This window comes from Arenibacter aquaticus (assembly GCF_003957295.1).
GTDB lineage: Bacteria > Bacteroidota > Bacteroidia > Flavobacteriales > Flavobacteriaceae > Arenibacter > Arenibacter aquaticus.
The window spans coordinates 310,105-332,699 of the sequence record NZ_RQPJ01000021.1 but is presented as its reverse complement, the minus strand read 5'-3'; the positions used below and the strand labels follow the sequence as shown (position 1 = coordinate 332,699).

Below are 22,595 nucleotides of genomic sequence, written 5' to 3'. Positions count from 1 at the left end.
TGCTCTTTTTAATGGCTTTTAGTTCTTGTTGTCCTTTAGGCTTTCCAATTGATTATCAATAGCCTTTTCCACCATGGGATAGGTCTTCAGGATTTGGTTATATAAAAACTCTATGCTCTTTCTATTCTGGTTAGTCTTACAGCAGACTACAATCTTGCTCACCAAGGCATATAAGCCATGTGCCTTCATCATGGACAATCCGGTTTTTACTTTATGGGCTGCAAATCCCAGCTTCGTAAAATTGCCCTGTGGGATATATATGTTGGCCTTTCCAATAAATTCCAGGATATTTTGCTTAAAAAGTACTATCAACTCCTCCAAAAGATCAATTTCCCCCATACATTCCTCAAGAATATTGGAAAGATTAGCCGAACATAAGTCAATCTCCAATGGGTATAAATCCGTATTATTGGTATTACCAAACAAGGCCTTGGAATCCAAGTCATTTTTACATTTATACATGCTAGCCAAAAGTTGGTCCGGACTATAGGGTTTCTTTATATATTCCTTTATGCCCAGGGCTTTACATTTTCTAAGATGGCTATTGGAAAATTCCCGGGACAATGCAACTATGCTAAGGTCTTTACCGCTGTTCAAAGCAAATTCACGTATAGATCGTGCTATTTTAAAACCGTTCATCATGGGCATTTCAATATCCAACAATACCAGGTCTACCGTTTGGTCCTGCAGATAATTTATACCTTTTATGCCACTGTCTGTCACCAATACTTTACAGCCCCATTTTTTTAAACGCTGTTCCATTAGCTTTTGAATAAGGATATTGTCCTCAAAAACAAGCACATGCATTCCTGCTATTCCTTTTGATGCCGTTTTCAGGTACTCAGCATCGTATTCGGCAACCGTTACCTTACCCTCTTGTGACCTAGAAAAGGGAATGGTAAACTTATGGGTCCATTCTGCCTTGTGTCCCTGGGGCAAGGTCATGTACCCTTTTAAATTTTGTATGGTCTGTTTGGCTATCTCAAAACTTAACAGAGTACTTCCCGTAGCTGATGCTCCCTGGTATTGTTCCCATTTAGCACCTTCATTTGTTGAACTAGAGCTGTTGTTCGGAGTAGGCAGTCCAGATTCCGATATTATAAATTCCAAATCATAGTGCTTGGCATGCTGTTGCTTTACTCTTAATTTTAAACTGATATGCCCTTGGTCCCTCCCTTTTATAATGTTCCCCAATAAGGTTAACAGTATTTGCGATAATTTGGAAGGGTCTCCGCTTAGTGTTTCCGGAACATCTTCATCCATTTCCAACTGTAGGCTAACCTCTTTGTTCAAAATAAGGGTATTGCACAGATATAGGGTGTCCTTAATAATGCTGTGGAAATTAAAATCTATTTCGCCTATAGGATCCTGCCCCTTGCTAAGATTGGCATATTCCAACAACTCATTAATAATTTCCAAAAGATAATTGGATGAGCCACTTATGGCATTCAATTGTTGTAGTTGTCTAATAGAAAGGTCGCTCTCCTTTAAAACATCTACAGATTTGAGAATGCTATCAATGGGCGATTTTATTTCCTTACCTACTCCCGCCAAGAGGGAAGCTTCCCTATACAACCTTCTTTCCTGTGGATTCCAAGCAGAATCATTACCTTCTTGAGTCAAATCCAATCCCTGCCCATCCTTACAAGGGGAGCTTGGATTAGTGTTAGGTCCCAACACTTTTTCCTCTAAACGGGATTTGAACGACACAAAGGACTTCTTTAATAGTGAGGCCTCTTCGGAGGTTAGTTCCTCAAACGAAAAATGATTTAGTTGCCCTTCCAGGTTTGTTAATTGGGACAGTAGGTTATTAGTTTTCAATTTTAGGTTGTTATAAAATGGTTATAGGTTAAATCAGTTTTTAAATTGCTGGATTCAGAATTAAGCAGGCTTAAACTCCTAATTTTCCAGTATCGTCTGGTCACTGAAAGTTTAAAACTCACTTTTTAATATGCTGTTTACAACTAAATGTTATCTAGGCTTCATTTTTTGTTGTCAAATAGCGTTATTTGTATGTATCAAATAAGAATATTATGAAGTATTTCATCGGATTATTATGTTCTTTAGCTTTTTTGTCCTGTAAGGAAAAACAAGAGGGAGCTGTTGAGGGATTGGAAGAAAAGGCATCAAGAATCCATGAAGAGGTCATTACCATCGATACCCACAACGACATAAATGTGGCCAATTTCACCAAGGAGGTAAATTACACCCAGGAGTTGGACAATCAAGTAAACCTACCAAAGATGAAAGAAGGCGGGCTAGATGTAAGTTGGCTAATTGTCTATACCGGTCAAGCAAGCTTGGATGAAGCGGGCTACGCCACTGCCAAGGAAAACGCCATGTCCAAGTTTAATGCCATCCACAGACTTTGTAAAGAACTAGCCCCTAATGAAATTGAATTGGCCTATACCTCGGAAGATGTTTATAGAATTGTAAAATCCGGTAAAAAAGTGGCCATGATAGGAGTTGAAAACGCCTACCCAATTGGCGAAGACCTATCAGAATTTGAAAACTATTACAACTTAGGGGCACGCTATATTTCCCTTTCCCACAACGGACACAGCCAATTTTGTGATTCCAACACCGGGGAAGCCAATAACGTATGGTTACACAACGGTTTAAGCGACCTTGGAAAAAAGGCGGTGAGCGAGATGAACCGCCTGGGCATCATGATAGATGTATCCCATGTTTCCAAAGAATCCATGAAGCAGATGATTGCCCTGTCCAAAGCCCCTATCATTGCCTCCCATTCCTCGGCCAGATCCCTATGTGACCACAGCAGGAATTTGGATGACGAGCAATTGCTATTGATGAAAAAGAATGGCGGTGTTGTACAAACTGTAGCCTTTAGTTCTTATCTAAAAACAAAAAAACACCAGGCCCATGCCGATTTCATGCCCGGTTATTACAAAGAAGTAGCAGATTCCTTGGGGATTGAATGGTTTAATAAGGATGAATTGGCCAACTTGGGAGAAGAAAAGAAAAAAATATTTAAAAATAACTATTCAAAGGTAGTGGCTTTGGCCAAGGATTTGGTTACCAAAAAACAAGAAGCTCCACAAGCCGTTGACGTCGCCGATTTTGTTGACCATATAGATTATATGGTAAATTTAATCGGGATAGACCATGTAGGGATTAGTTCTGACTTTGATGGTGGCGGTGGTATAGCGGGTTGGTCCGATGCTTCGGAAACCCCCAATGTTACCTTGGAATTGGTAAAAAGGGGGTATACCGAAGAAGAGATAGCCCAACTTTGGGGCGGTAATTTACTCCGTGTTTTAGACGAGGTACAAGACGTGGCCAATGGCTTGAATCCTAACTAGGATTCTGCAGCCGATAAACGGTCCTTGACAAATTCTATCTTCGTTTTACCATGAGGCTTGGGGTTCCCATCGGCCCCAAGGTTTACCATAATAATATTGTCTACGGTAACAATGGTTTCCCTGGTCATCTTATTACGAACCTCACAATTAAGGGTCAGAGAGGTTTTTCCAAATTTTACAACATCAATGCCAATTTCCACAATATCCCCCTTTAAGGCCGTGCTCATGAAATTAATCTCCGACATATATTTGGTAACCACACGCTTATTTTCTAACTGAATAATACTGTACAAGGCAGCCTCCTCATCTATCCATGCCAGAACCTTGCCTCCAAACAAGGTGCCGTTAGCATTTAAATCCTCTGGTTTTACCCATTTTCTAGTATGAAATCTCATAGCTTTTATATTATTTTTTGACAAAATTAATAAAGAAAATTTCTCCATCCATGTCATCTATAAGTTAAGTTTGTCGAATTTGATATATGAAAATTACATCTTATTTTTTTGGTCAATTTAGGAATAAAGTAGGGTGATAATAACGAAGATACCAATTCCGAAACAAGAGAATCCAGAAATAAAAAAGATGCTTCAACATCCAATTATTCAAGAATTTCCCGGTCTCAAGCCATATTGATCCAATGTTCATAACCTAGTTAAAAACTATCCAGGAGAGGCCCATTATCCAGAAACTGGAATGCCTATCTTTATAAAAACACCTATGATATGAGCGACAGGTCCCATAATCTTTTGGAAATTCGTCCTATAATCCCATCGGCCAAAATATCGGAACAAATGAGTATGGGGGAGCGGTTTCAAAACCAAACCTTACGTCCGGTAATTAAAATGCAGAACTCTTTACTGCTTATGGTTTTTCAGAATTACATCACTAAACATAAGAATAGCTTTTATGATCTAGGGTTGCAAAAACGATTGTTTTTTATAGAGAATGCCATTCAAAAGGATATCAAATTTAGAAATTCCTTAAAGGGAATTATCATAGGGCAATTTACCACGGAGGAGTATCAATTATACATTCAAAATTCCTCCTCCCTAAATAAGCGCATGATGCAGATGGTTATTGAACGTCTTAAAGACCAGGTTCAATTTTTTGAGGATATCGCCTTACAACCTGCATGATATCAAAATCTTCAGAACCTAAGAACCTGCAGTAATAAGCCCCACTTACATCATCTTTAAAAATGTAAGGGTTGTAGAAAGCGAATTGGATAAAATATATGGTTATTCCAACAGGGATTCCCCGTTAATGTTGGTGGTAAGTATATCGCTCATAAGATCAAAATAGGGACGCGTTGCCCTAAATGCCCGGTCTATATCCTCTATAAAATGGGCAGAAAGCACTTCTTGGTCCGAAAAATTCTTGACAAAAATAAATTGCTTCCTTTTAATGAGGTCTATATTGGGGTGGTTTTAATAAATCCTGCAGGGGCCGTTTTTAATTCATCGCCCTGCATATCTCCCCATACTGCGTGAAACTCATTATCATTAACTACAGAGCGTATACCACTTGCATCGGCTTCAAACTCTTTGCGTATTCTTAACAAATCGTCCTTATTGGGTCCCCAAAAACCTACCGCCGCAAAGGTTTCCTTAGGCTTGATCCGCAGGTAATACCCTCCTCGTAATTGTAGGCCTGCTCGGGTAAAAGAACCGGCAAAATGTGTTTTATATGGTGTTTTGTCCTTAGAGAAACGTATATCCCTATAGATTCTGAACATTTTTAATTTTTCTATTTCGTCGTGTTCATTTAACCTGTCCATAACCAAAGTATAAAATCCCTTAACCCTGGATTCAAGCGCTTTGTATTCCGTTTTATGGTCCGCAAACCATTCCCGTGTGTTGTTTTTTTCCAGATTTTTTAAAAATTGGAATACATCTTTCGTAATTACTTCTTGTTGTACACGACCCATAACACATTATCTTTGTGTTAAAGTTAACCAATTTAGCAAAAGATGATTTTGAAATAATGGTTAATTTTGAATGAACTATTAAAATTAGAAATGGATAAGGCATCTATAATAAAAGACATAAAGGAGCACAAAAAACAGCCCAATCTTAGGTTTGAACTTAAGGAGAAGACAGAGTTGTTTACCAATAGGCTATTCTACACCTTGTTTGATATTGACACCCCAGTGGATGAAAATTTGGACAAGTTGGAAGAGGAATTTGATACCTTGGTGAACCTCGCCTGTTGGAATGTGGACAAACCCTGCAAAAAGGTTTGGGAAAACTTTGTGGTACGCTTACCCAAGATTTTAGAAAAATTAAATTTGGATGCGGAAGCAATAGTTAAATGTGACCCTGCCTCACTTTCTATAGAGGAAGTATATATGGCCTATCCAGGTTTCTATGCTATTGCCATTTATAGACTGGCGCACGAGCTCTATACAGATGGGTTTCCCTTGGTGCCTAGGCTTATGACTGAATATGCACATAGAGAAACAGGGGTAGATATCAACCCGGGCGCACAAATAGGTAGTTCTTTCTTTATTGATCATGCTACTGGTGTGGTTATTGGGGAAACTGCCATAATAAAAAACAATGTCAAAATTTATCAAGGGGTAACCTTGGGCGCCCTGTATGTGGCAAAAAAATTGCAAAAAACAAAGCGGCATCCAACCATTGAGAACAATGTAACCATTTATGCCAATGCCACCATTCTGGGTGGGGAAACGGTAATAGGTGAGAACTCTGTAATAGGGGGAAATGCGTGGTTGACCGAATCTGTTCCTGCCAATTCCACTGTTTACCATTCCCCAATCATTAAAATAAAAACCTTACCGCATGTCTCATAGTATATTGGATACCATTGGCAACACTCCATTAGTGTTATCCAAAGTTGTTAACCAGAATCCCAATGTTAAACTGTTTTTTAAGCTTGAGGGCAATAATCCTGGCGGAAGCGTTAAGGACCGTGCAGCACTCAATATGATTCAAGGAGGGTTGGAGAGAGGTGATTTCAACACAGATTCCAAACTCATTGAAGCCACAAGTGGCAATACCGGTATTGCCCTGGCCATGATTGCCGGAATTTATGGATTGGACATAGAATTGGTAATGCCCGAAAACTCTACCAAGGAAAGGGTACAGACCATGCGAGCCTATGGAGCAAAGGTAACCCTGACCCCAGCCGAAGTAGGTATAGAGGGAGCTAGGGACTACGCCGAACAAAAGGTGAAGGATGAAGGTTTCGTTATGTTCAATCAGTTTTCCAACAATGATAACTGGAAGGCACATTATAAAAGTACAGGGCCCGAAATTTGGAGGGATACCCAAGGGAGTATTACCCATTTTGTGTCCTCAATGGGCACTACAGGAACCATAATGGGTACCTCTACCTATTTAAAGGAAATGAACAAAGACGTGCAGATTGTTGGGGTACAACCCGCCGATGAAGCCAAAATACCGGGAATTAGAAAATGGCCCAAGGAATACCTTCCAAAGATTTTTAACCCTAATAAAGTGGATCAGGTTTTAGAGGTCAGTGAGTTGGAAGCCAGGGAAATGGCCAAACGATTAGCCCAGGAAGAGGGGATTTTTGCTGGCATGAGTAGTGGTGGTGCCGCAGCAGCAGCAGTAAAGCTTGCTCAAAATTTGGATAAAGGGGTCATTGTTTCCATAATTTGCGACAGGGGCGATAGGTATTTATCTTCCGATCTGTTTGATATCTAGAACCATTAGGTCAAATCCATTTTTTTCTTTTAAAATAAAATAGCAAGCCTATAAAAATTGCTATCATGAGCCCCCATACATAGAAGTATCCGTTTTGATACTGCAGCTCGGGAATATTTTCAAAATTCATACCGTAAACCCCTACTATAAAGGTAAGTGGGATAAATATAGAGGCCATGATGGTAAGGACTTTCATTACCTCGTTCATTTTATTGCTCATGTTACTCATATACATTTCCATGAGGCTCATGGACATTTCCCTCAAAATATTTAGGCTTTCATTTATTTCTGTACAATGATCCATGGTATCTCGGAGAAATAATTTGGTATCCTTGCTAATTAAATGATGCTCAGTATCTATTAGTTTACTAATCAACTCCTTTACCGGGTATATATTCCTTCTAATCCTTAGTATCTCTTTCTTTAACTCTTGAATGTCATGGGCGGTTTTATTACTGGGGTCATCATACACTTCCTCTTCCAAAACGTCTATTTTATGGTTTACATATTCCAGCACCAAAAAATAATTGTCTATAATGGCATCCAAAAGTGCAAAAAATAAATAATCGGCTTTTTTAGCCCTAATTCTACCTGTACTGGCCCTGGCCCTTTCCCTAACGCTATTAAAGACGTCTTCCTTCATTTCCTGAAGAACCAGAACGGTATTTTCCATTAAAACTATTGCCAAATGCTCTGTAACCAATTCATTGTCTGCATTTATATAGAGCATTTTAAAGCTGCCAAAAATATAATTTTCGTATTCATCTACTTTTGGTCGCTGATGGGTATTAACGGCATCTTCAGTAGATAATGGGTTTAATGCGAAGGCTTGCCCCAAATTTTCAATAAACCCTTCATCACTAATTCCAATCACATTGATCCAGGAAATAGATGGAGATTCCTTATATGCCACCATTTTTTGCAAATTGGACGGGGTATACACATCAATTGCAGATTCCTTAATGTCCTGCTTATCGTACTCCATTATATTTACTATACTCCTCACCCCTACCCTGTTCCCAAAATAGGTAACTGTTCCCGGAGACTTGCCCGTCTTCAGGTGGCGTTGGGACTGCCGTTTTTGTGTTGGTTTTTTTTTAGCCATAAATTGGAATTTTATTTGTTCCTAGAATACATGTAATAACACTAATTTACAATATACATGCTGTCTACCTCTCAAAATTCAAGGGATTATTTTCGAGATTTTTACATCTTGTGTCCCAATAACTATTCAAACTGTAGATCATTCAACAATAGGCCAGATCCGGGTGCTACAAAGGTTAATTCGCAGGAATGGTTATTGCTCAAAGAGGCCTTAATTTCTTCCCTATTAAGTTCCCCTTTACCCACTTGGATCAAGGCTCCCATAATCATCCTAATTTGATATCTCATAAATCCTGCTCCACAAATGCGCAGGGCGTAGCTTTTATCGGGAAAAAAATTGGCTTCCAAGATATCATTTTCAATTATCTCACAGCTGTCTATTTTTCTAATTACTTTGGTGCCAGGTTGTAGACGCGCCGTATAGGCAGTAAAATTATGGCTACCCTCAAATAATTTGGCACAGTCTTTCATTAATTCCAAATCCAGATCCTCAATGATATTGGCCAAAAAAGGGGCGCAAAATGGGTGATTTTTTTGCCCGAAGGAGAATAAATATACATACTCTTTCAACTTGCTCTGTTGAATTACATTAAAGTTTTCATCAACTTCGTTTATGCCAATAGCCCTAATATCTGGAGGGAGGTTTTTATTAAAATTTTCTAAAAAAGTATCCAACTCCGCTATGGGCTCCTTATCCAAAAACAATTCAAAAGCAGCATTCAGGGCAGAAACTTTGGCATCTGTACGTCCAGCACCCAAAATTTTAAATTTCGAGTCGGGCAATATGTACTTTAAGGTCTTATCCAACATCCCCTCTACCGTCTTTAGGTTGGGCTGTTTCTGCCATCCGCTAAATCTAAAGCCCAAAAATTGAACACGGATAAGGTAGTAAAATCGAACTGCTTGCATGGGTTGTTTTTATTGGGCTTAGACACTTCTTTAAGAGTAGAACACCAAAGTTGTCTTGTCCTCCATTAATTGTTTACGACAATAATACCCCAAACCTTTTAAAAAGTGCAAACATCTCTTAAAAATAATCAATTCTTAAGACCTTTGAACGCTCACTTGCCCTCTTTTAATAATGGCACTGACCCAGACCCGGGGGGTGTTTTTTGACGAGAGTTTAATACCGTTCTTCCCAAGCCCTTTTTTCTATCTTATTTTTTTGTCTATTCAACGAAATTTTATTTCACGATCAGGATTTTACTAGTATCTATGTAGTAGAATGTTTTATTTATTAAGTATTTACTATGTCAAGCCCTTCTAACCTACTATTACCAAAAACCAATGTATTACTTACCATTGTTGTGCTTTTAGCCTTGATCGTCTTAAGTTTTTATGGTATGTACGGGAATACTTTTTTCTTTAATAAAGCGGAGAATTATATTTTTCCATTACTGACCTTAACACATTTTCTGTATTTGTATGTACTGTGGTTTAAGATAACGGAAAGAGAATACCCTGATTCAATCATGAAAAATATTGAATACATCATGTACGGAATAGTCCTCGTCTACGGATATGAAATTTTTTCCACCTATACCATATTAAGTACCCATAACGAATTTCAAGACCATGTTATCCCCAACACCTTTATGCCCATGGGCATTTTAATTGTGACATTACAGACTATTTTGGTATGTCTTAGCATTTGGTCATTTGCCATTAGAAAAATAAGGGTTGGAAAATATGACTTTGATTACCTAAACAACCATCTTGACGCTTGGGAATAGGTTTTTTATCACAACCCCCTTATAAAACTTCCGTAAACATCCTTAATTTGATACCCTATGGTATAGCGCTGTTTGCTAAGTTTTTTATGGGCCACCAAGCCCCATAACAATAATTCTTTTAAGAAATAACTGTCTTCCTTTTCATACTCTGGCTGATATTTAAGTACCAACTGTTGCAAGGGAATAATACTATCTAGTTTTTTCTTATATTCAAAGTCAGAAGCCTCATCCAAAAGATCGAAGCCTTCTCCATCAAAAAACCAGCTTACCAGTTCGTCATAAGGCCCTTCGGCATCCTTACGCTCCAGCTTATCAATTTTTGGAAAATAATTTGAAAAAAGTGACTTTACGGCATCTTCTATCAAGATTTCGGCAACACTTCCAGCTCCTTCCTGCTCCCCTTCATATACCAACTCAATTTTACCAATGATGGATGGGATTACGCCCATAAAATCACTTAATCTCACCATGGTTGATTCTTGTCCGTTCTTTAAAACCCTTCGCTCAGCGGTACTCATAAGATTTTCAAAAGAGGTAATGCTCATTCTAGCGCTTATACCACTTTTGGCATCCACATATTCACTCTTTCTAGCCTCCCTACTAATCTGTTCCAATAGATCTTTCGCCAAATCTGGAACATACACCTTATTGGTCTGCCTATCGTCCAACTTAGACTCTTGTTCCGTGATCTTACGTGCCGTTTCTATATCTTCCGGGTAATGGGTAAGAATCTGTGAGCCAATACGATCCTTAAGAGGAGTCACTATACTTCCCCTATTGGTGTAATCCTCGGGGTTGGCCGTAAATACAAATTGTAGATCCAAGGGCAAACGCAATTTAAAGCCACGAATTTGGATATCTCCCTCCTGAAGAATATTAAATAGGGATACCTGTATCCTTGCTTGGAGGTCGGGCAATTCGTTGATCACAAAAATACAGCGGTTGGCACGTGGGATCATTCCAAAATGGATAACCCTATCATCTGCGTAGGACAAACGTAGGTTGGCAGCCTTAATGGGATCTACATCCCCTATTAAATCGGCAACAGTAACATCTGGGGTAGCTAGCTTTTCATAAAATCTGTCGCTTCTATGCAACCATGTTACAGGGGTTTCGTCCCCTTTTTCCTTTATTAAATCCTGGGCATATCTGGATATAGGGTTAAAGGGATCATCATTTACTTCGGAACCCTCAACCACAGGAATATATTCGTCCAACAGATGAACCATAAGCCTGGCCAATCGGGTTTTTGCCTGCCCCCTTAGCCCCAAAAGATTAATATTATGCCTAGATAATATAGCTCTTTCCAATTCCGGTATCACCGAGTTGTCATACCCCCATACCCCAGTAAAAGTGGTCTCTCCCAATTTTATCCGGGCTATTAAGTTATCCCTCAACTCATCTTTTATACTTTTCGTTTTATATCCACTCTGTTTAAGTTCTCCTAGATTTGTAATGTTTTTAATGTTCAATTCCATGCGTAGGTATGTATTATCTTATCCTTTTAGTCTTTTTCTTCTGTTTTGCTCATAATCCTCAAATATCATTTCTCCAAGCCCCTTGAGTCCCGTAAAAAAGGCCTTGCCTTTATTGGCCTCGGTAAAGTGCCTAACAAATTGTGTTAAATAGGGGTCCTGTGCAATCATAAAGGTAGTTATGGGAATGTGTAATTTTCTGGCCTGTCTCGCCATATCGTAGCACTTCTCCACAATATAGTCGTCCAAGCCCACACTATTTTTATAGTAGCTACCATCCGCCAATCGCAAACAACTGGGCTTCCCATCGGTAATCATAAAAATTTGTTTATTGGTATTGCGCTTCCTGCGCAACATATCCATGGCCAACTGTAGTCCGGCTACGGTATTGGTATGATAAGGTCCCACCTGCAAATATGGAAGGTCCTTGATAGGTATTGGCCATGCATCGTTGCCAAATACCAAAATTTCCAGGGTATCCTTAGGATATCGGGTAGTAATAAGCTCGGCCAGGGCCATGGCCACTTTTTTGGCAGGAGTAATCCTATCTTCGCCATATAGGATCATACTATGGCTAATATCGATCATAAGGACCGTACTCATTTGAGCCTTGTATTGGGTATCCTCCACAACCAGATCCTCCTCTGACAAATGAAACTCCCCTATACCGTGATTTACTTGGGCATTTTTTAAGCTTTCGGTCATAGAAATACGCTCTAGGCTATCGCCAAATCTAAATTCGCGGTACTCCCCTGTATGCTCATCACCCCTACCGGATAAACCAGTTTTATGATTGCCGGAGCCGCTGCGTTTTAACTTTCCAAAAATCTGGTTCAAAGCAGCCTGTCTTATGATACGTTCCATTTTTGCCGTAATGGACAAATTGCCTTTCCCATCTCCTGACCCTTCACCATTACCTTTCTTAAACTCCTCGCGTAAAAATCCTTTCGCCTTTAAATCTTCAATGAAATCGTCTATAGTGTAATTCTCATCGGTAAGTTCATATTCCTTATCCAGTTCCCTCAGCCAATCCAGAGCCTCGTCCACATCACCTGAAGTATGTGTGACCAATTCCCTGAATATATCAAAAAGCTTTTCGAACGGACTCTGTTCGGGGGCTTCATAATGAGTAAATCTAAACCCTTTTCTTTTGTTCTCCGTCATACTATAAAAATAATTAATTTGAACTAGACCGTTTTCTTTTTATGGAAAACTTAACGGTTTACCTATATTAGTATCGTATGAACCAAGAAAACCTTTCATACTTTAAATCGTTTGTTGAAACCCCACCGTTGTGGTCCGGGCAATATGATAGTTTATCGCAATTTGTATTTCCAGATATAGATTTTACCAGTCTCAACGTAAAAAGAATCCCTCCCCATTTAAGGCTTGGCCATAAAATAGAACATATTTTCCTTCAACTCATCCAACATTCCGAACAGTTCAGATTAATAGGGCACAACATACCGGTAAGGAGGAACAAAATTAGCCTGGGAGAAATCGATTTTATAATTCAAGACATTGAAAATCAAAGCTATATACACATTGAACTAACCTATAAGTTTTATTTATTGCGCAAAGAAAAATCCGCGTTGGAATACAACTTGATCGGTCCCAATCAAAGGGACTCTTTCTATTTAAAAAAAGAAAAAATTAAAAATCGTCAAATTCCATTATTAAAAACCCCTGAAGCAATTGAAGCCTTAAAAGCACACGGTATTGCCCTCAACGAAATAAGCCATCGAGTATGCTTTAAATCACAAATATTTATACCTTTTAGCGACCATAATGTAGCGTTGGCCCCTTTTAATACACAGTGCATTGCCGGAAAGTACCTGTCCTACAAAGAATTTGATTCAATGCCCTTTGCTTCCTCACATTACTATATTCCGTCTAAACAGGAATGGCTTTTGACGCCGCATGACCAAGTACCTTGGCTTAATTTTAACCAGGTACTTCAGGAGATGACCAATAAATGGTCCAACAATATTTCAACCATGCTGTGGGTCAGAGACAACAAGGCGGAAATTGGAAAATTGTTTTTGGTTTGGTGGTAAATTGAATATGAAAAATAACTACCTGCATTACAGTCAACCGGCACTGTGCAAAACTAATAGGATTTTCTGCATCAACAATATTAGGCATATTGTTCCGTTCCATTAACATTAATCCATAAAACCCCCAATCTTATGCAAAGAATTTACCTGTTATGCTTTTCTCTATTTATTTTTTCAATGGCCATGGCCCAAGATGGATGTGACCAGATATATTCTACCGCCTCCTATGCTTTAAACCACTCAAAGAAGGCTTTAAATGCCAATAATTACGACCATCAAAAGTATTATGCCGGTAAGGCCTTGGATTCTTATGATAAGATTCTAGTCCTGTTGGAGGGATCTAAATGCGAGTCCCTTACAGAACAGGTACAAGATATTATAGCGGATGCTGTTAAGGCATCAGATCCGGTTGATTGGGACAGAGGTCGGTATTACAGTAAAAAGGTTTTAAACAGTACCCAAGAATTAATAACCTTGTTGGATAGTGGTACGGAAATTGCTGGCTTGGAAACGAGCCCTGAATAAAATCGGATCGATAACCTAAAATAAAAAGTCCTTGTTTTAAAGCTATAAAACAAGGACTTTTTAGTTATTTAATTTTGTGGTTTTATGAAACAATTCCCAAAGGCTGGGTAGTTTTCCAATTGCCCCTGGTAAAATCCGGAAATTCCTGCGGTGCTCCATTTTGCGCTACAGAAACCTCACTCAAGGTCCCCATGGCACTCCAGTAACAACCTTCATAAACATTTTGATCTAGGGGCTCTCCTTTCCTTAGACACTCTATAATACGGTATCTCATAATGAAGTCCATTCCCCCATGACCACCCATTTTCTTAGCCAATTCACCAAGTCGGAGATATAGCGGGTGTTCGTATTTTTCAAAGACTTTTTGCAATTGCTCCCCTTCTGCCCATTCATGGTGATTGTCCGGTCCGCCTTCCACTCCTCCTTCCAAAGCAATTCGGGTAGGGAAGCCGGTCAATGTTCCCTTGGTGCCTTGAATTAAGTTATGCCTAGTATAGGGTCGTGGGCTGGTTTCGTCCCACTGTACCATAATAGTCCTCCCCAAAGCGGTTTTTACAATGGAAGTATTTATGTCTCCCTTAAAATCCAATTTGTTCCATTTATGGTCGGCAGGAAAATTCTTGGCTGCATAGAGATTCCTCCCTTTCCCAGGTGAAGAGAAGGAGTTTATAAACTTAAAATTATCCTCTCCCCTGGCCAGGTTCATATATTGCGCAACAGGTCCAAGTCCGTGGGTAGGGTACAAATTACCATCGCGCTTGGCATAGTGATAAGTTCTCCACGAGCCTGTACCCCTATCTACTTGGTGCATTTGGCCTCTTAACTCATGAATATAGGCAGCCTCACCGTGAAGCAACTCCCCTATTACACCCTGACGGCACATATTTAAATACAGTAGCTCTTCCCTACCGTAATTAACATTCTCCATCATCATACAATGCTTCTGGGTCTTTTCGGAGGTGTCTATAATTTCCCACATCTCTTCTATTGTAAGGGCCAATGGCACTTCTACAAAAACATGGGCACCTCTTTTCATGGCTTCAATAGCCATTGGCGCGTGTAATTTCCATGGGGTACAAACAAAAACCGCATCGGGCTTTTCTTTCTTTAGCATCTTCTTCCAATGATTTTCCCCCTTGGTATAAAGCTTAATATCCTGATGGCGGGTACCACCGCCGTTTTCCTTGCATTTATTGGCCGATTTCTCCGCCAAATCCTCATATAGATCACATATGGCAACGACTTCGGTGCCCTCAATGGATGCTATTTGATGTGCATGCCCAGATCCCCGAGCCCCCACACCTATAAAAGCACACTTTACAGTATCCAACTTAGGAGCAGCAAAACCTCCCATATAAATAGAACCGGGACTAGCGGCAGGTGTATTATTTAAACTTTTTTCCGCTAGGTTTTGGGACCAGGCCGGGGCCATTGCCATACCCATTCCGGCAATGGAAGTCTTTCTGATAAAATCTCTCCTATTTGATTTCATAGTCTAAGTGCTTATTTGTGATGAATGTTATTCAATATTTCTTTAAATTTTTGAAGATAAGTTAATTTTTTTAACCAAAAAAAACCAATCTGGAAATATCACAATTTTCAATACCACAAGATAAGCAAGCCTACAACTAATGGCGGGCCTGAAGTACCGCTACAATATCTTGTAGTGTATACCCTTTTGCCTGCAAAAGGATAAGATAGTGAAATAAAAGGTCGGCGCTCTCATTCTTAAACAGATCATCGTTGTCGTCCTTGGCTTCTATAACCACCTCTACGGCCTCCTCACCTACTTTCTGTGCCACCTTGTTAATACCACTCTTAAATAGGGAAGACACGTAACTTGGTTTAACGCCTTCGGGAATTGGAATTATTCCCTCTGCCTGTTCTTTTCTATTCTGAATAATCTTTTCCAATTCTGACAAAAACCCGAAGTCGGTCTTATTTTCTTCCCCCCAGCAGGTATCGGTACCCTTATGGCAGGTTGGTCCCACAGGATTTACCAAGACCAGCAAGGTATCATTATCGCAATCCAGCTTAATATCTACCAGGTTTAAAAAGTTACCACTTTCCTCTCCCTTGGTCCATAACCTTTTTTTGGTACGGCTGTAGAAGGTCACCTTTTTGGTATCCATTGTTTTGCTGTAGGCTTCTTGATCCATATAGCCAAGCATAAGTACAGTTTTGGTGATTGAATCCTGTATAATGGCCGGAATCAACCCGTCTTGGTTCTTGTTAAAATCTATATTCATAATCATTTTTTCAAAATGTATGTAACTGGTCATCTGCCTGGAATGGGAACACGCAGTACAGTCCCAAAATTCCCGGTCACACTACAGTCTAACCGCGATATTATTTCGTTTTAATTCTTCCTTTAAATCCTTGATTTCTATTTCCTTAAAGTGAAATACACTTGCAGCTAAGGCTGCGTCTGCCTTCCCCTCAACAAAAGTATCGGTAAAATGATGCATTTTCCCCGCCCCGCCAGAGGCTATAATGGGTATATTTAGTTGAGTTGATAATTTGGCCAAGGCTTCATTGGCAAAACCATCCTTGGTTCCGTCATGGTTCATAGAAGTAAATAAAATTTCTCCGGCCCCACGTTCTTCCACTTCTTTCGCCCATTCAAAAAGGTTAAGTTCTGTTGGGACCTTACCTCCTACCAGGTGTACCAACCATTCACCATCTATCTGTTTGGCATCAATGGCCACAACAATACATTGGGAACCGAATTTTGCTACCAATTCATTGATCAATTGTGGATTTTTAACCGCAGATGAATTTATTGATACTTTATCCGCCCCATTATGCAACAATATATCCACATCTTCCACTGAAGAAATGCCACCGCCTACGGTAAAGGGTATATTTACTTTTTCGGCAACCCTGAGCACTAGGTCTGCCAATGTTCTTCTGCGTTCCTCCGTAGCCGAAATATCCAGAAAAACCAGTTCATCCGCGCCGCTTTGGGCATAAATCGCAGCCAATTCAACGGGATCACCTGCATCCCGTAAATCCACAAAATTTACCCCCTTTACAGTTCTTCCATTTTTAATATCCAAACAGGGTATAATCCTTTTTGTTAACATTTGCTGTTCTATTTTTAGTTTTTGGAGCAATTCTTTATTGAAACCTATTTACAATCTAGAATAAACTTTTCCAACTGTTTTAAACTTATTCTATTCTCATAGATAGCCTTGCCAATTATAGTTCCTTCACACCCCAATTGGGCCAACTTAGGCAGCTCTTCAAAGGTAGAGATCCCTCCACTGGCAATTAACGATATGTGAGGTCCACAGGCCTCCAGGATCTTAGTATACAATGTAAAAGACGGACCTTGCAACATCCCATCCTTACTTATATCGGTACAGATAACCGCCCTGATACCTTCTTCCTGATAGGATTGGATAAAGGGAACCAATTCCTCCCTGGATTCTTCCATCCATCCGGAAACAGCCACCTTCTCATCCTTGGCATCTGCCCCCAAGATAATTTTTTCAGGTCCATATTTATTGATCCAGGAAACAAAGGTTGCCCTATCCTTAACAGCTATACTACCTCCCGTAATTTGCTGGGCGCCACTTTCAAAAGCTATCCTTAGATCTTCGTCGGTCTTTAAACCACCACCAAAATCTATTTTCAAGTTGGTGTGGGAAGCTATTTTTTCAAGCACCTTATGGTTTACAATATGTTTGGATTTTGCCCCGTCCAGATCCACCAAATGCAGAAATTCTATACCGTGGGCTTCAAACTCCTTGGCTACCTCCAAAGGGTTCTCGTTATAAATCTTCTTGGTATCATAATCTCCTTTGGAAAGCCTAACGCATTTTCCTTCAATAATATCTATTGCGGGTATAATCCTCATACTGTCAATATATTACACTCTATTTGTTCAACTAAAAATCTAAATCTTTATTTCTTATCCAAGATCAAAAAAACCATCAATTTTATTAAGCTCTATCCGCCGTTCTATAAGACACCTCAGCCTACTAAATACCTTCTAAAAAATTTCTCAATATCTGTTCCCCGGCGTCACTGCTCTTTTCCGGATGAAATTGTGTCCCGTAAAAATTATCCTTTTGCAATGCCGCACTATATACTATTCCATATTCGGCTTGAGCTATTGTTTCCTTACATATGGGAGCATAAAAACTATGCACCAGATATATATGTTCATTCTCTCTTATCCCCTTAAATAGGTCCGATTTTAAGTGGTTTATTTGGTTCCATCCTATTTGAGGGACCTTTACATCATTGGAAAACTTAAGCACATCCACATCAAAAATTCCCAATCCTTGGGTATTTCCTTCCTCAGAAGAATGACACATTAACTGCATCCCCAAACAAATTCCCAAAACCGGCTGTCTTAGCTCAGGAATAATCAAATCCAATTTACTCTCCCTTAACTTTTTCATGGCACTACTGGCCTCACCTACTCCTGGGAAAATAACCTTATCAGCCTCTCTGATCTCGTTGGCATCGCTACTTAATACAGCTTCATAGCCCAAGCGTTGAAAGGCAAATTTAATGCTTTGTATGTTTCCTGCCCCGTAATCTATAATTACTATTTTCATTTCAATTATCCTTGCACACTATTATTACAATACTCCTTTTGTACTAGGCAGTACCATTTTTTCCACATCGCGTTTAACGGCCATTTTAATTGCCTTGGCAAAGGCCTTGAATATGGCTTCTATTTTATGGTGTTCATTAACACCCTCTGCTTTTATATTTAAATTGGCTTTAGCCCCATCGGTAAAGGACTTAAAGAAATGATAGAACATTTCCGTTGGCATTTTCCCAATCATCTCGCGTTTAAATTCCGTTTCCCAAACCAACCAATTACGACCTCCAAAATCAATGGCTACTTGCGCCAAGCAGTCGTCCATAGGCAAGCAGAACCCATATCGTTCTATCCCCAATTTGTTCCCCAAGGCCTTATAAAATACCTCTCCCAAGGCTATAGCGGTATCCTCAATAGTATGGTGCTCATCTACTTCCAAATCCCCTTTCACTTTTATATCAAGGTCCATTTGTCCATGGCGGGCCAATTGATCCAGCATATGATCAAAGAAATCCAATCCGGTATTGATATTACTCTTTCCGGTTCCGTCCAAATTCAGTTTTATATAAATATCGGTTTCATGGGTCTTACGGCTAATTTCCGAAACCCTGTCCCTTAGTTTTAAAAACTCATATATTTTTTCCCAATCATTGCTTTCCAGGGCGATATAGCTGTCCAATTCCTCCCTTTTTACTGTAATTTCGCCGGTTCCCAAATTAGTTTTATCGTTGATAAAAATACCTTTTGAACCCAAATTCTTGGCCAGTTCAATATCTGTTAAGCGATCACCAATAACAAAGGAATTGGTCAAATCATAATCCTCTGAAAAATACTCGGTCAATAACCCTGTGCCCGGCTTTCGGGTATCGGCATTTTCATGGGGAAAGGTGCGATCCAGAAAAACTTTATCAAAAACCACCCCTTCATTTTCAAAGGATTTTAAAATAAAATTATGTACCGGCCAAAAGGTGTCCTCTGGAAAAACATCGGTTCCAAGACCGTCCTGATTGGTAATCATCACCAACTCATAGTCCAATTCCTTGGCAATCTTCCCCAAGAAAGTAAATGCTTTGGGATAGAAGACCATTTTTTCAAAAGAATCTATTTGCTCATCAACGGTTTCCTTGATTATAGTGCCGTCCCTATCTATGAACAGCACCTTTTTACCTTTGCGGTTTCCGGCGGTGGGATTTGAATTTGTATCCTGACTCATCATCTTATGCGTTTATAATTTTTTGCAATGCCTTTATTAATTTCTCGTTTTCTTCTTGGGTCCCTACGGTAAAACGTAAACTGTTTTCACAAAGGGGCTGGGTGGTCCTGTTCCTTATAACGATACCCTCACTAAGTAATTGATTGTATCTTTTTGTAGCATCATCCACTTTTGCCAATATAAAATTGGCATCTGAGGGATAAATTTTCTCTACAAAATCCATTTGATGCAATGCCTTATACAACATTTCTCGTTGTTCAAGGATATTCTTCACTTCCATGTCTACGGCCTCCTGGTCCAAAACCCTTTCCAAAGCTCTTTGCTGGGTTAACTCATTAACATTATAGGGTGGTTTTATTTTATTCAAAATCCCAATAACCTCTTCCGAGGCAAAACAAAGGCCCAACCTTATCCCTGCCATACCATAGGCCTTGGACAGGGTTTGTGTTATTATTAGGTTTGGATAATTTTTTAACTCATTGATCCAACTTGGCTCATTGGAAAAGTCGATATAAGCTTCGTCTATAACCACCAATCCATTAAAATCCTCCAATAATTTCTTTATAAAACCACGGGAGAAACTATTACCAGTAGGATTGTTGGGCGAACAGAGGAACAACAATTTGCTCCTGTCATCCACTGCCTCCAAAATACCATGGACATTGGGCTCAAATTCTTTGGTCAACAATACTTCCCTATTTTCTACATTGTTGATTCCGGCCAGTACCTTGTACATCCCATAGGTTGGAGGTAAGCTTATAACATTATCTTCCTTGGGCTCACAGAAGGCTCTAAAAATAAGGTCTAGTACCTCATCACTGCCGTTGCCCAGAAGAATCTGTTGGGCGGGCACCCCTTTTTTTTCCGCCAAGGCCTCCTTTAAGCGTCTTTGAAGTGGATCTGGATATCTATTCACCCCTGTCTCATATGGGTTTTCATTGGCATCCAAAAACACCATCTTGGAACCATCAGAGATGTATTCATCCCTAGCCGATGAATAAGGACTTAACCCCTTAACATTTTCCCTGACTATTTCGTTAATATTGAATATTTTGGTTTTCATATTACTGTTTAGTTTCCACAATTAGGTATTTCTCCCCTAAATGAAAGTCCCATCCTTTTCCTAGTTATACCAAAGAATATTGTTTGCGGACAGACATCCTCTTTTTACTTTGCCTTTTGCCAGCATGCAGTCTATTTTAAACTGTCTAACCTTAGGGTGACGGCATTTTTATGTGCCTGTAGTCCTTCAGCCTCAGCCATAAGCTCAATGGTATTTCCTATATTTTGAATTCCTTTTTCCGATATTTTCTGAAATGTCATGCTCTTCATAAAGCTATCCAAGTTAACACCGCTATACTGTTTGGCATATCCATTGGTAGGTAAGGTATGATTGGTTCCAGAAGCGTAATCCCCTGCACTTTCCGGGGTAAAATTCCCAATAAAAACAGAACCTGCATTATAAGCCTGATCTAAATAAAATTCTTCGTTTTCCACACAAAGAATATAGTGCTCAGGTCCGTATTCGTTTATAATATCAACGGCCGTTTGCCCATCTTCAACATAGATCAACTTACTGTTTGCTATGGCTTTTTCTGCAATCCCCTTTCTGGGCAACAGTTTAATCTGTTGCTCCACTTCTGCCTCTACGGCATCTATTAGATCTTTGGAGGTAGACACCAAAATAACTTGGCTATCGGCTCCGTGTTCAGCCTGACTCAAAAGGTCTGAAGCCACAAAGGATGCCTTGGCCGAATCATCGGCCATCACCAACAATTCACTGGGACCAGCAGGCATATCAATGGCCACGCCATGCTTTGTTGCAATCTGTTTAGCCACCGTAACAAACTGATTTCCTGGGCCAAATATCTTATATACCGCAGGAATGGTTTCTGTCCCAAAAGTTAAACTGGCTATGGCTTGTATACCGCCTACCTTAAATATTTTAGTAACTCCACACAGGCTTGCCGTGTACAGGATTGCCGGGTGTATTTTCCCTTCTTTATTGGGCGGGGAACAAAGTACTATTTCCTTACAACCAGCAATATTAGCCGGTACGGCCAACATTAAAATGGTAGAAAATAAAGGTGCCGTACCACCGGGAATATATAAGCCCACTTTTTGAATAGGCCTCTTTTCTTGCCAACATTGGACACCATCGGCTGTTTCTACGGAAACCTTATTGGTTCGTTGGGCTTCATGGAATTTTTCAATATTGTCCTTGGCCTGTTCTATAGCCAATTTTAGGTCATTGGATACCAAGGTCCTCGCCTCCTCCAATTCTGCAGTTCCAACAAGAAGGTCTTCCACGTCTACACCGTCAAATTTATGGGTATACTCCCTCACCTTCTTATCCCCCCCATCCTTTATTTCCAAGAAAACGGAATTTACGGTCCCTTCAATATCCGCCACGGTTTGGGTAGGTCGCTGTAGCACCTTTTTCCAGTCGGTTTTTTTTGGATTATATATTTTGTTCATCCCTATAATACTTTTTGCATATGGTAACCAATGGCTTTATAGCCCTGATCCTCCCAAAATTGAACGCCTTTTTCATTTTTTATATAGCAGTTGATCTCAGAGCTCTCACATCCTATATCCACAGCGTGTTCCAGTATCCTGTCCAACATTAAGCGTCCAACTCCCTGACTTCTATATTGGGGCAAAACAAAGACATTGTCCAATTCCATGTGTTTACCTACATATAGTTTGTTGAGTACCCACACCCCACAGATACCAATCAATTTCTCCCCATCATAAACCCCCAAACATTTATAGCCCATAAGCAACATTTGCTTCAGCCTACTTACAAGGGTTTCCATAGGAACCTCATAATTGTTCAAGATGTTCACCAAAGGTAGAATTATATCCATATTCTCTTTAGGAATAAATTCAAACCGAAAATCAGTATTCATTTC

22 protein-coding genes and 1 pseudogene are annotated in these 22,595 nt (G+C 39.7%); 7 read left to right on the top strand and 16 right to left on the bottom strand.

Annotated features, from left to right (window positions below; genetic code table 11):
• Positions 1–18: 18 nt before the first annotated feature.
• Positions 19–1,821 carry a response regulator gene (locus tag EHW67_RS17335; protein WP_126163651.1) on the bottom strand — a complete coding sequence of 601 codons (1,803 nt, stop codon included), beginning with the start codon at positions 1,819–1,821 and terminating at the stop codon, positions 19–21.
• A 212-nt stretch (positions 1,822–2,033) separates the two neighbouring features.
• On the opposite strand from EHW67_RS17335, the gene EHW67_RS17330 reads away from it, so the two are divergent.
• Positions 2,034–3,323, top strand: coding sequence for a dipeptidase (locus EHW67_RS17330; protein WP_126163650.1), 1,290 nt, complete (start codon positions 2,034–2,036; stop codon positions 3,321–3,323).
• Here the strand turns inward: EHW67_RS17330 and EHW67_RS17325 are convergent.
• On the bottom strand, positions 3,320–3,718 hold the full coding sequence (locus EHW67_RS17325; RefSeq protein ID WP_126163649.1) for an acyl-CoA thioesterase: 399 nt from the start codon (positions 3,716–3,718) through the stop codon (positions 3,320–3,322). The genes EHW67_RS17330 and EHW67_RS17325 overlap by 4 nt on opposite strands.
• Positions 3,719–4,045: 327 nt before the next feature.
• Here EHW67_RS17325 and EHW67_RS17320 point away from each other — a divergent pair, with 327 nt between their 5' ends.
• The gene (locus EHW67_RS17320; RefSeq protein WP_126163648.1) at positions 4,046–4,459 is read left to right on the top strand and encodes a glyoxalase; all 414 of its coding nucleotides are present in this window, start codon (positions 4,046–4,048) and stop codon (positions 4,457–4,459) included.
• Positions 4,460–4,561: 102 nt separating this feature from the next.
• On the opposite strand, the pseudogene EHW67_RS17315 reads toward EHW67_RS17320, so the two are convergent.
• Positions 4,562–5,250: pseudogene (locus tag EHW67_RS17315) on the bottom strand (DUF2461 domain-containing protein).
• A gap of 90 nt (positions 5,251–5,340) precedes the next feature.
• Here EHW67_RS17315 and epsC point away from each other — a divergent pair.
• Positions 5,341–6,135 (top strand): serine O-acetyltransferase EpsC, encoded by a 795-nt coding sequence (epsC, locus tag EHW67_RS17310; RefSeq protein ID WP_126163647.1) that lies wholly within the window; start codon positions 5,341–5,343, stop codon positions 6,133–6,135.
• Complete coding sequence (cysM, locus tag EHW67_RS17305) at positions 6,125–7,012, top strand: cysteine synthase CysM (protein ID WP_126163646.1); 888 nt, start codon at positions 6,125–6,127, stop codon at positions 7,010–7,012. Before epsC ends, cysM begins: the two co-directional genes overlap by 11 nt.
• 10 nt (positions 7,013–7,022) lie before the next feature.
• On the opposite strand, the gene corA is transcribed toward cysM, so the two are convergent.
• Both corA and EHW67_RS17295 read right to left on the bottom strand, forming a co-directional pair.
• Entirely contained in the window at positions 7,023–8,117 is a 1,095-nt protein-coding gene (gene corA, locus EHW67_RS17300) for a magnesium/cobalt transporter CorA (RefSeq protein ID WP_126163645.1), read from the bottom strand.
• A gap of 122 nt (positions 8,118–8,239) precedes the next feature.
• Positions 8,240–9,025: a tRNA pseudouridine synthase A gene (locus EHW67_RS17295; RefSeq protein WP_126163644.1), complete on the bottom strand. Its 786-nt coding sequence runs from the start codon at positions 9,023–9,025 to the stop codon at positions 8,240–8,242.
• A gap of 341 nt (positions 9,026–9,366) precedes the next feature.
• Between EHW67_RS17295 and EHW67_RS17290 the strand changes: the two genes are divergently transcribed.
• Positions 9,367–9,849: a hypothetical protein gene (locus EHW67_RS17290; protein WP_126163643.1), complete on the top strand. Its 483-nt coding sequence runs from the start codon at positions 9,367–9,369 to the stop codon at positions 9,847–9,849.
• 8 nt (positions 9,850–9,857) lie between these two features.
• Here EHW67_RS17290 and EHW67_RS17285 read toward each other — a convergent pair whose 3' ends face one another.
• Positions 9,858–11,327 (bottom strand): magnesium chelatase, encoded by a 1,470-nt coding sequence (locus tag EHW67_RS17285; RefSeq protein ID WP_126163642.1) that lies wholly within the window; start codon positions 11,325–11,327, stop codon positions 9,858–9,860.
• An 18-nt stretch (positions 11,328–11,345) separates the two neighbouring features.
• Positions 11,346–12,488: a vWA domain-containing protein gene (locus tag EHW67_RS17280; protein WP_126163641.1), complete on the bottom strand. Its 1,143-nt coding sequence runs from the start codon at positions 12,486–12,488 to the stop codon at positions 11,346–11,348.
• A 77-nt stretch (positions 12,489–12,565) separates the two neighbouring features.
• On the opposite strand from EHW67_RS17280, the gene EHW67_RS17275 reads away from it, so the two are divergent.
• Positions 12,566–13,381 carry a DUF1853 family protein gene (locus EHW67_RS17275; protein ID WP_126163640.1) on the top strand — a complete coding sequence of 272 codons (816 nt, stop codon included), beginning with the start codon at positions 12,566–12,568 and terminating at the stop codon, positions 13,379–13,381.
• Positions 13,382–13,513: 132 nt separating this feature from the next.
• Positions 13,514–13,906: a hypothetical protein gene (locus EHW67_RS17270; protein WP_126163639.1), complete on the top strand. Its 393-nt coding sequence runs from the start codon at positions 13,514–13,516 to the stop codon at positions 13,904–13,906.
• A gap of 82 nt (positions 13,907–13,988) precedes the next feature.
• Here EHW67_RS17270 and EHW67_RS17265 read toward each other — a convergent pair whose 3' ends face one another.
• The 9 genes from EHW67_RS17265 to EHW67_RS17225 all read right to left on the bottom strand — a co-directional run bounded on the left by EHW67_RS17265 (position 13,989) and on the right by EHW67_RS17225 (position 22,592).
• The gene (locus tag EHW67_RS17265) at positions 13,989–15,398 is read right to left on the bottom strand and encodes a Gfo/Idh/MocA family protein (RefSeq protein WP_126163638.1); all 1,410 of its coding nucleotides are present in this window, start codon (positions 15,396–15,398) and stop codon (positions 13,989–13,991) included.
• Between the two features lie 136 nt (positions 15,399–15,534).
• Positions 15,535–16,155 (bottom strand): bifunctional phosphoribosyl-AMP cyclohydrolase/phosphoribosyl-ATP diphosphatase HisIE, encoded by a 621-nt coding sequence (gene hisIE, locus EHW67_RS17260; protein ID WP_126163637.1) that lies wholly within the window; start codon positions 16,153–16,155, stop codon positions 15,535–15,537.
• An 81-nt stretch (positions 16,156–16,236) separates the two neighbouring features.
• Complete coding sequence (hisF, locus tag EHW67_RS17255) at positions 16,237–16,992, bottom strand: imidazole glycerol phosphate synthase subunit HisF (RefSeq protein WP_126163636.1); 756 nt, start codon at positions 16,990–16,992, stop codon at positions 16,237–16,239.
• Between the two features lie 44 nt (positions 16,993–17,036).
• A complete protein-coding gene (hisA, locus tag EHW67_RS17250; protein ID WP_126163635.1) occupies positions 17,037–17,768 on the bottom strand; it encodes a 1-(5-phosphoribosyl)-5-[(5-phosphoribosylamino)methylideneamino]imidazole-4-carboxamide isomerase in 732 nt (243 codons plus the stop codon).
• Between the two features lie 124 nt (positions 17,769–17,892).
• Positions 17,893–18,477 (bottom strand): imidazole glycerol phosphate synthase subunit HisH, encoded by a 585-nt coding sequence (hisH, locus tag EHW67_RS17245; protein ID WP_126163634.1) that lies wholly within the window; start codon positions 18,475–18,477, stop codon positions 17,893–17,895.
• A gap of 24 nt (positions 18,478–18,501) precedes the next feature.
• A complete protein-coding gene (hisB, locus tag EHW67_RS17240; RefSeq protein ID WP_238389978.1) occupies positions 18,502–19,683 on the bottom strand; it encodes a bifunctional histidinol-phosphatase/imidazoleglycerol-phosphate dehydratase HisB in 1,182 nt (393 codons plus the stop codon).
• Between the two features lies 1 nt (position 19,684).
• The gene (gene hisC, locus EHW67_RS17235; protein WP_126163632.1) at positions 19,685–20,743 is read right to left on the bottom strand and encodes a histidinol-phosphate transaminase; all 1,059 of its coding nucleotides are present in this window, start codon (positions 20,741–20,743) and stop codon (positions 19,685–19,687) included.
• A 131-nt stretch (positions 20,744–20,874) separates the two neighbouring features.
• The gene (hisD, locus tag EHW67_RS17230; RefSeq protein ID WP_126163631.1) at positions 20,875–22,158 is read right to left on the bottom strand and encodes a histidinol dehydrogenase; all 1,284 of its coding nucleotides are present in this window, start codon (positions 22,156–22,158) and stop codon (positions 20,875–20,877) included.
• 2 nt (positions 22,159–22,160) lie between these two features.
• Entirely contained in the window at positions 22,161–22,592 is a 432-nt protein-coding gene (locus tag EHW67_RS17225) for a GNAT family N-acetyltransferase (protein ID WP_126163630.1), read from the bottom strand.
• Between the last annotated feature and the right edge of the window lie 3 nt (positions 22,593–22,595).

Coding starts and splice junctions, on each gene's coding strand:
- EHW67_RS17330 (WP_126163650.1), top strand. CDS start 2,034: ATGAAGTATTTCATCGGATTATTATGTTCTTTAGCTTTTTTGTCCTGT.
- EHW67_RS17325 (WP_126163649.1), bottom strand. CDS start 3,718: ATGAGATTTCATACTAGAAAATGGGTAAAACCAGAGGATTTAAATGCT.
- EHW67_RS17320 (WP_126163648.1), top strand. CDS start 4,046: ATGAGCGACAGGTCCCATAATCTTTTGGAAATTCGTCCTATAATCCCA.
- epsC (WP_126163647.1), top strand. CDS start 5,341: ATGGATAAGGCATCTATAATAAAAGACATAAAGGAGCACAAAAAACAG.
- cysM (WP_126163646.1), top strand. CDS start 6,125: ATGTCTCATAGTATATTGGATACCATTGGCAACACTCCATTAGTGTTA.
- corA (WP_126163645.1), bottom strand. CDS start 8,117: ATGGCTAAAAAAAAACCAACACAAAAACGGCAGTCCCAACGCCACCTG.
- EHW67_RS17295 (WP_126163644.1), bottom strand. CDS start 9,025: ATGCAAGCAGTTCGATTTTACTACCTTATCCGTGTTCAATTTTTGGGC.
- EHW67_RS17290 (WP_126163643.1), top strand. CDS start 9,367: ATGTCAAGCCCTTCTAACCTACTATTACCAAAAACCAATGTATTACTT.
- EHW67_RS17285 (WP_126163642.1), bottom strand. CDS start 11,327: ATGGAATTGAACATTAAAAACATTACAAATCTAGGAGAACTTAAACAG.
- EHW67_RS17280 (WP_126163641.1), bottom strand. CDS start 12,488: ATGACGGAGAACAAAAGAAAAGGGTTTAGATTTACTCATTATGAAGCC.
- EHW67_RS17275 (WP_126163640.1), top strand. CDS start 12,566: ATGAACCAAGAAAACCTTTCATACTTTAAATCGTTTGTTGAAACCCCA.
- EHW67_RS17270 (WP_126163639.1), top strand. CDS start 13,514: ATGCAAAGAATTTACCTGTTATGCTTTTCTCTATTTATTTTTTCAATG.
- EHW67_RS17265 (WP_126163638.1), bottom strand. CDS start 15,398: ATGAAATCAAATAGGAGAGATTTTATCAGAAAGACTTCCATTGCCGGA.
- hisIE (WP_126163637.1), bottom strand. CDS start 16,155: ATGAATATAGATTTTAACAAGAACCAAGACGGGTTGATTCCGGCCATT.
- hisF (WP_126163636.1), bottom strand. CDS start 16,992: ATGTTAACAAAAAGGATTATACCCTGTTTGGATATTAAAAATGGAAGA.
- hisA (WP_126163635.1), bottom strand. CDS start 17,768: ATGAGGATTATACCCGCAATAGATATTATTGAAGGAAAATGCGTTAGG.
- hisH (WP_126163634.1), bottom strand. CDS start 18,477: ATGAAAATAGTAATTATAGATTACGGGGCAGGAAACATACAAAGCATT.
- hisB (WP_238389978.1), bottom strand. CDS start 19,683: ATGATGAGTCAGGATACAAATTCAAATCCCACCGCCGGAAACCGCAAA.
- hisC (WP_126163632.1), bottom strand. CDS start 20,743: ATGAAAACCAAAATATTCAATATTAACGAAATAGTCAGGGAAAATGTT.
- hisD (WP_126163631.1), bottom strand. CDS start 22,158: ATGAACAAAATATATAATCCAAAAAAAACCGACTGGAAAAAGGTGCTA.
- EHW67_RS17225 (WP_126163630.1), bottom strand. CDS start 22,592: ATGAATACTGATTTTCGGTTTGAATTTATTCCTAAAGAGAATATGGAT.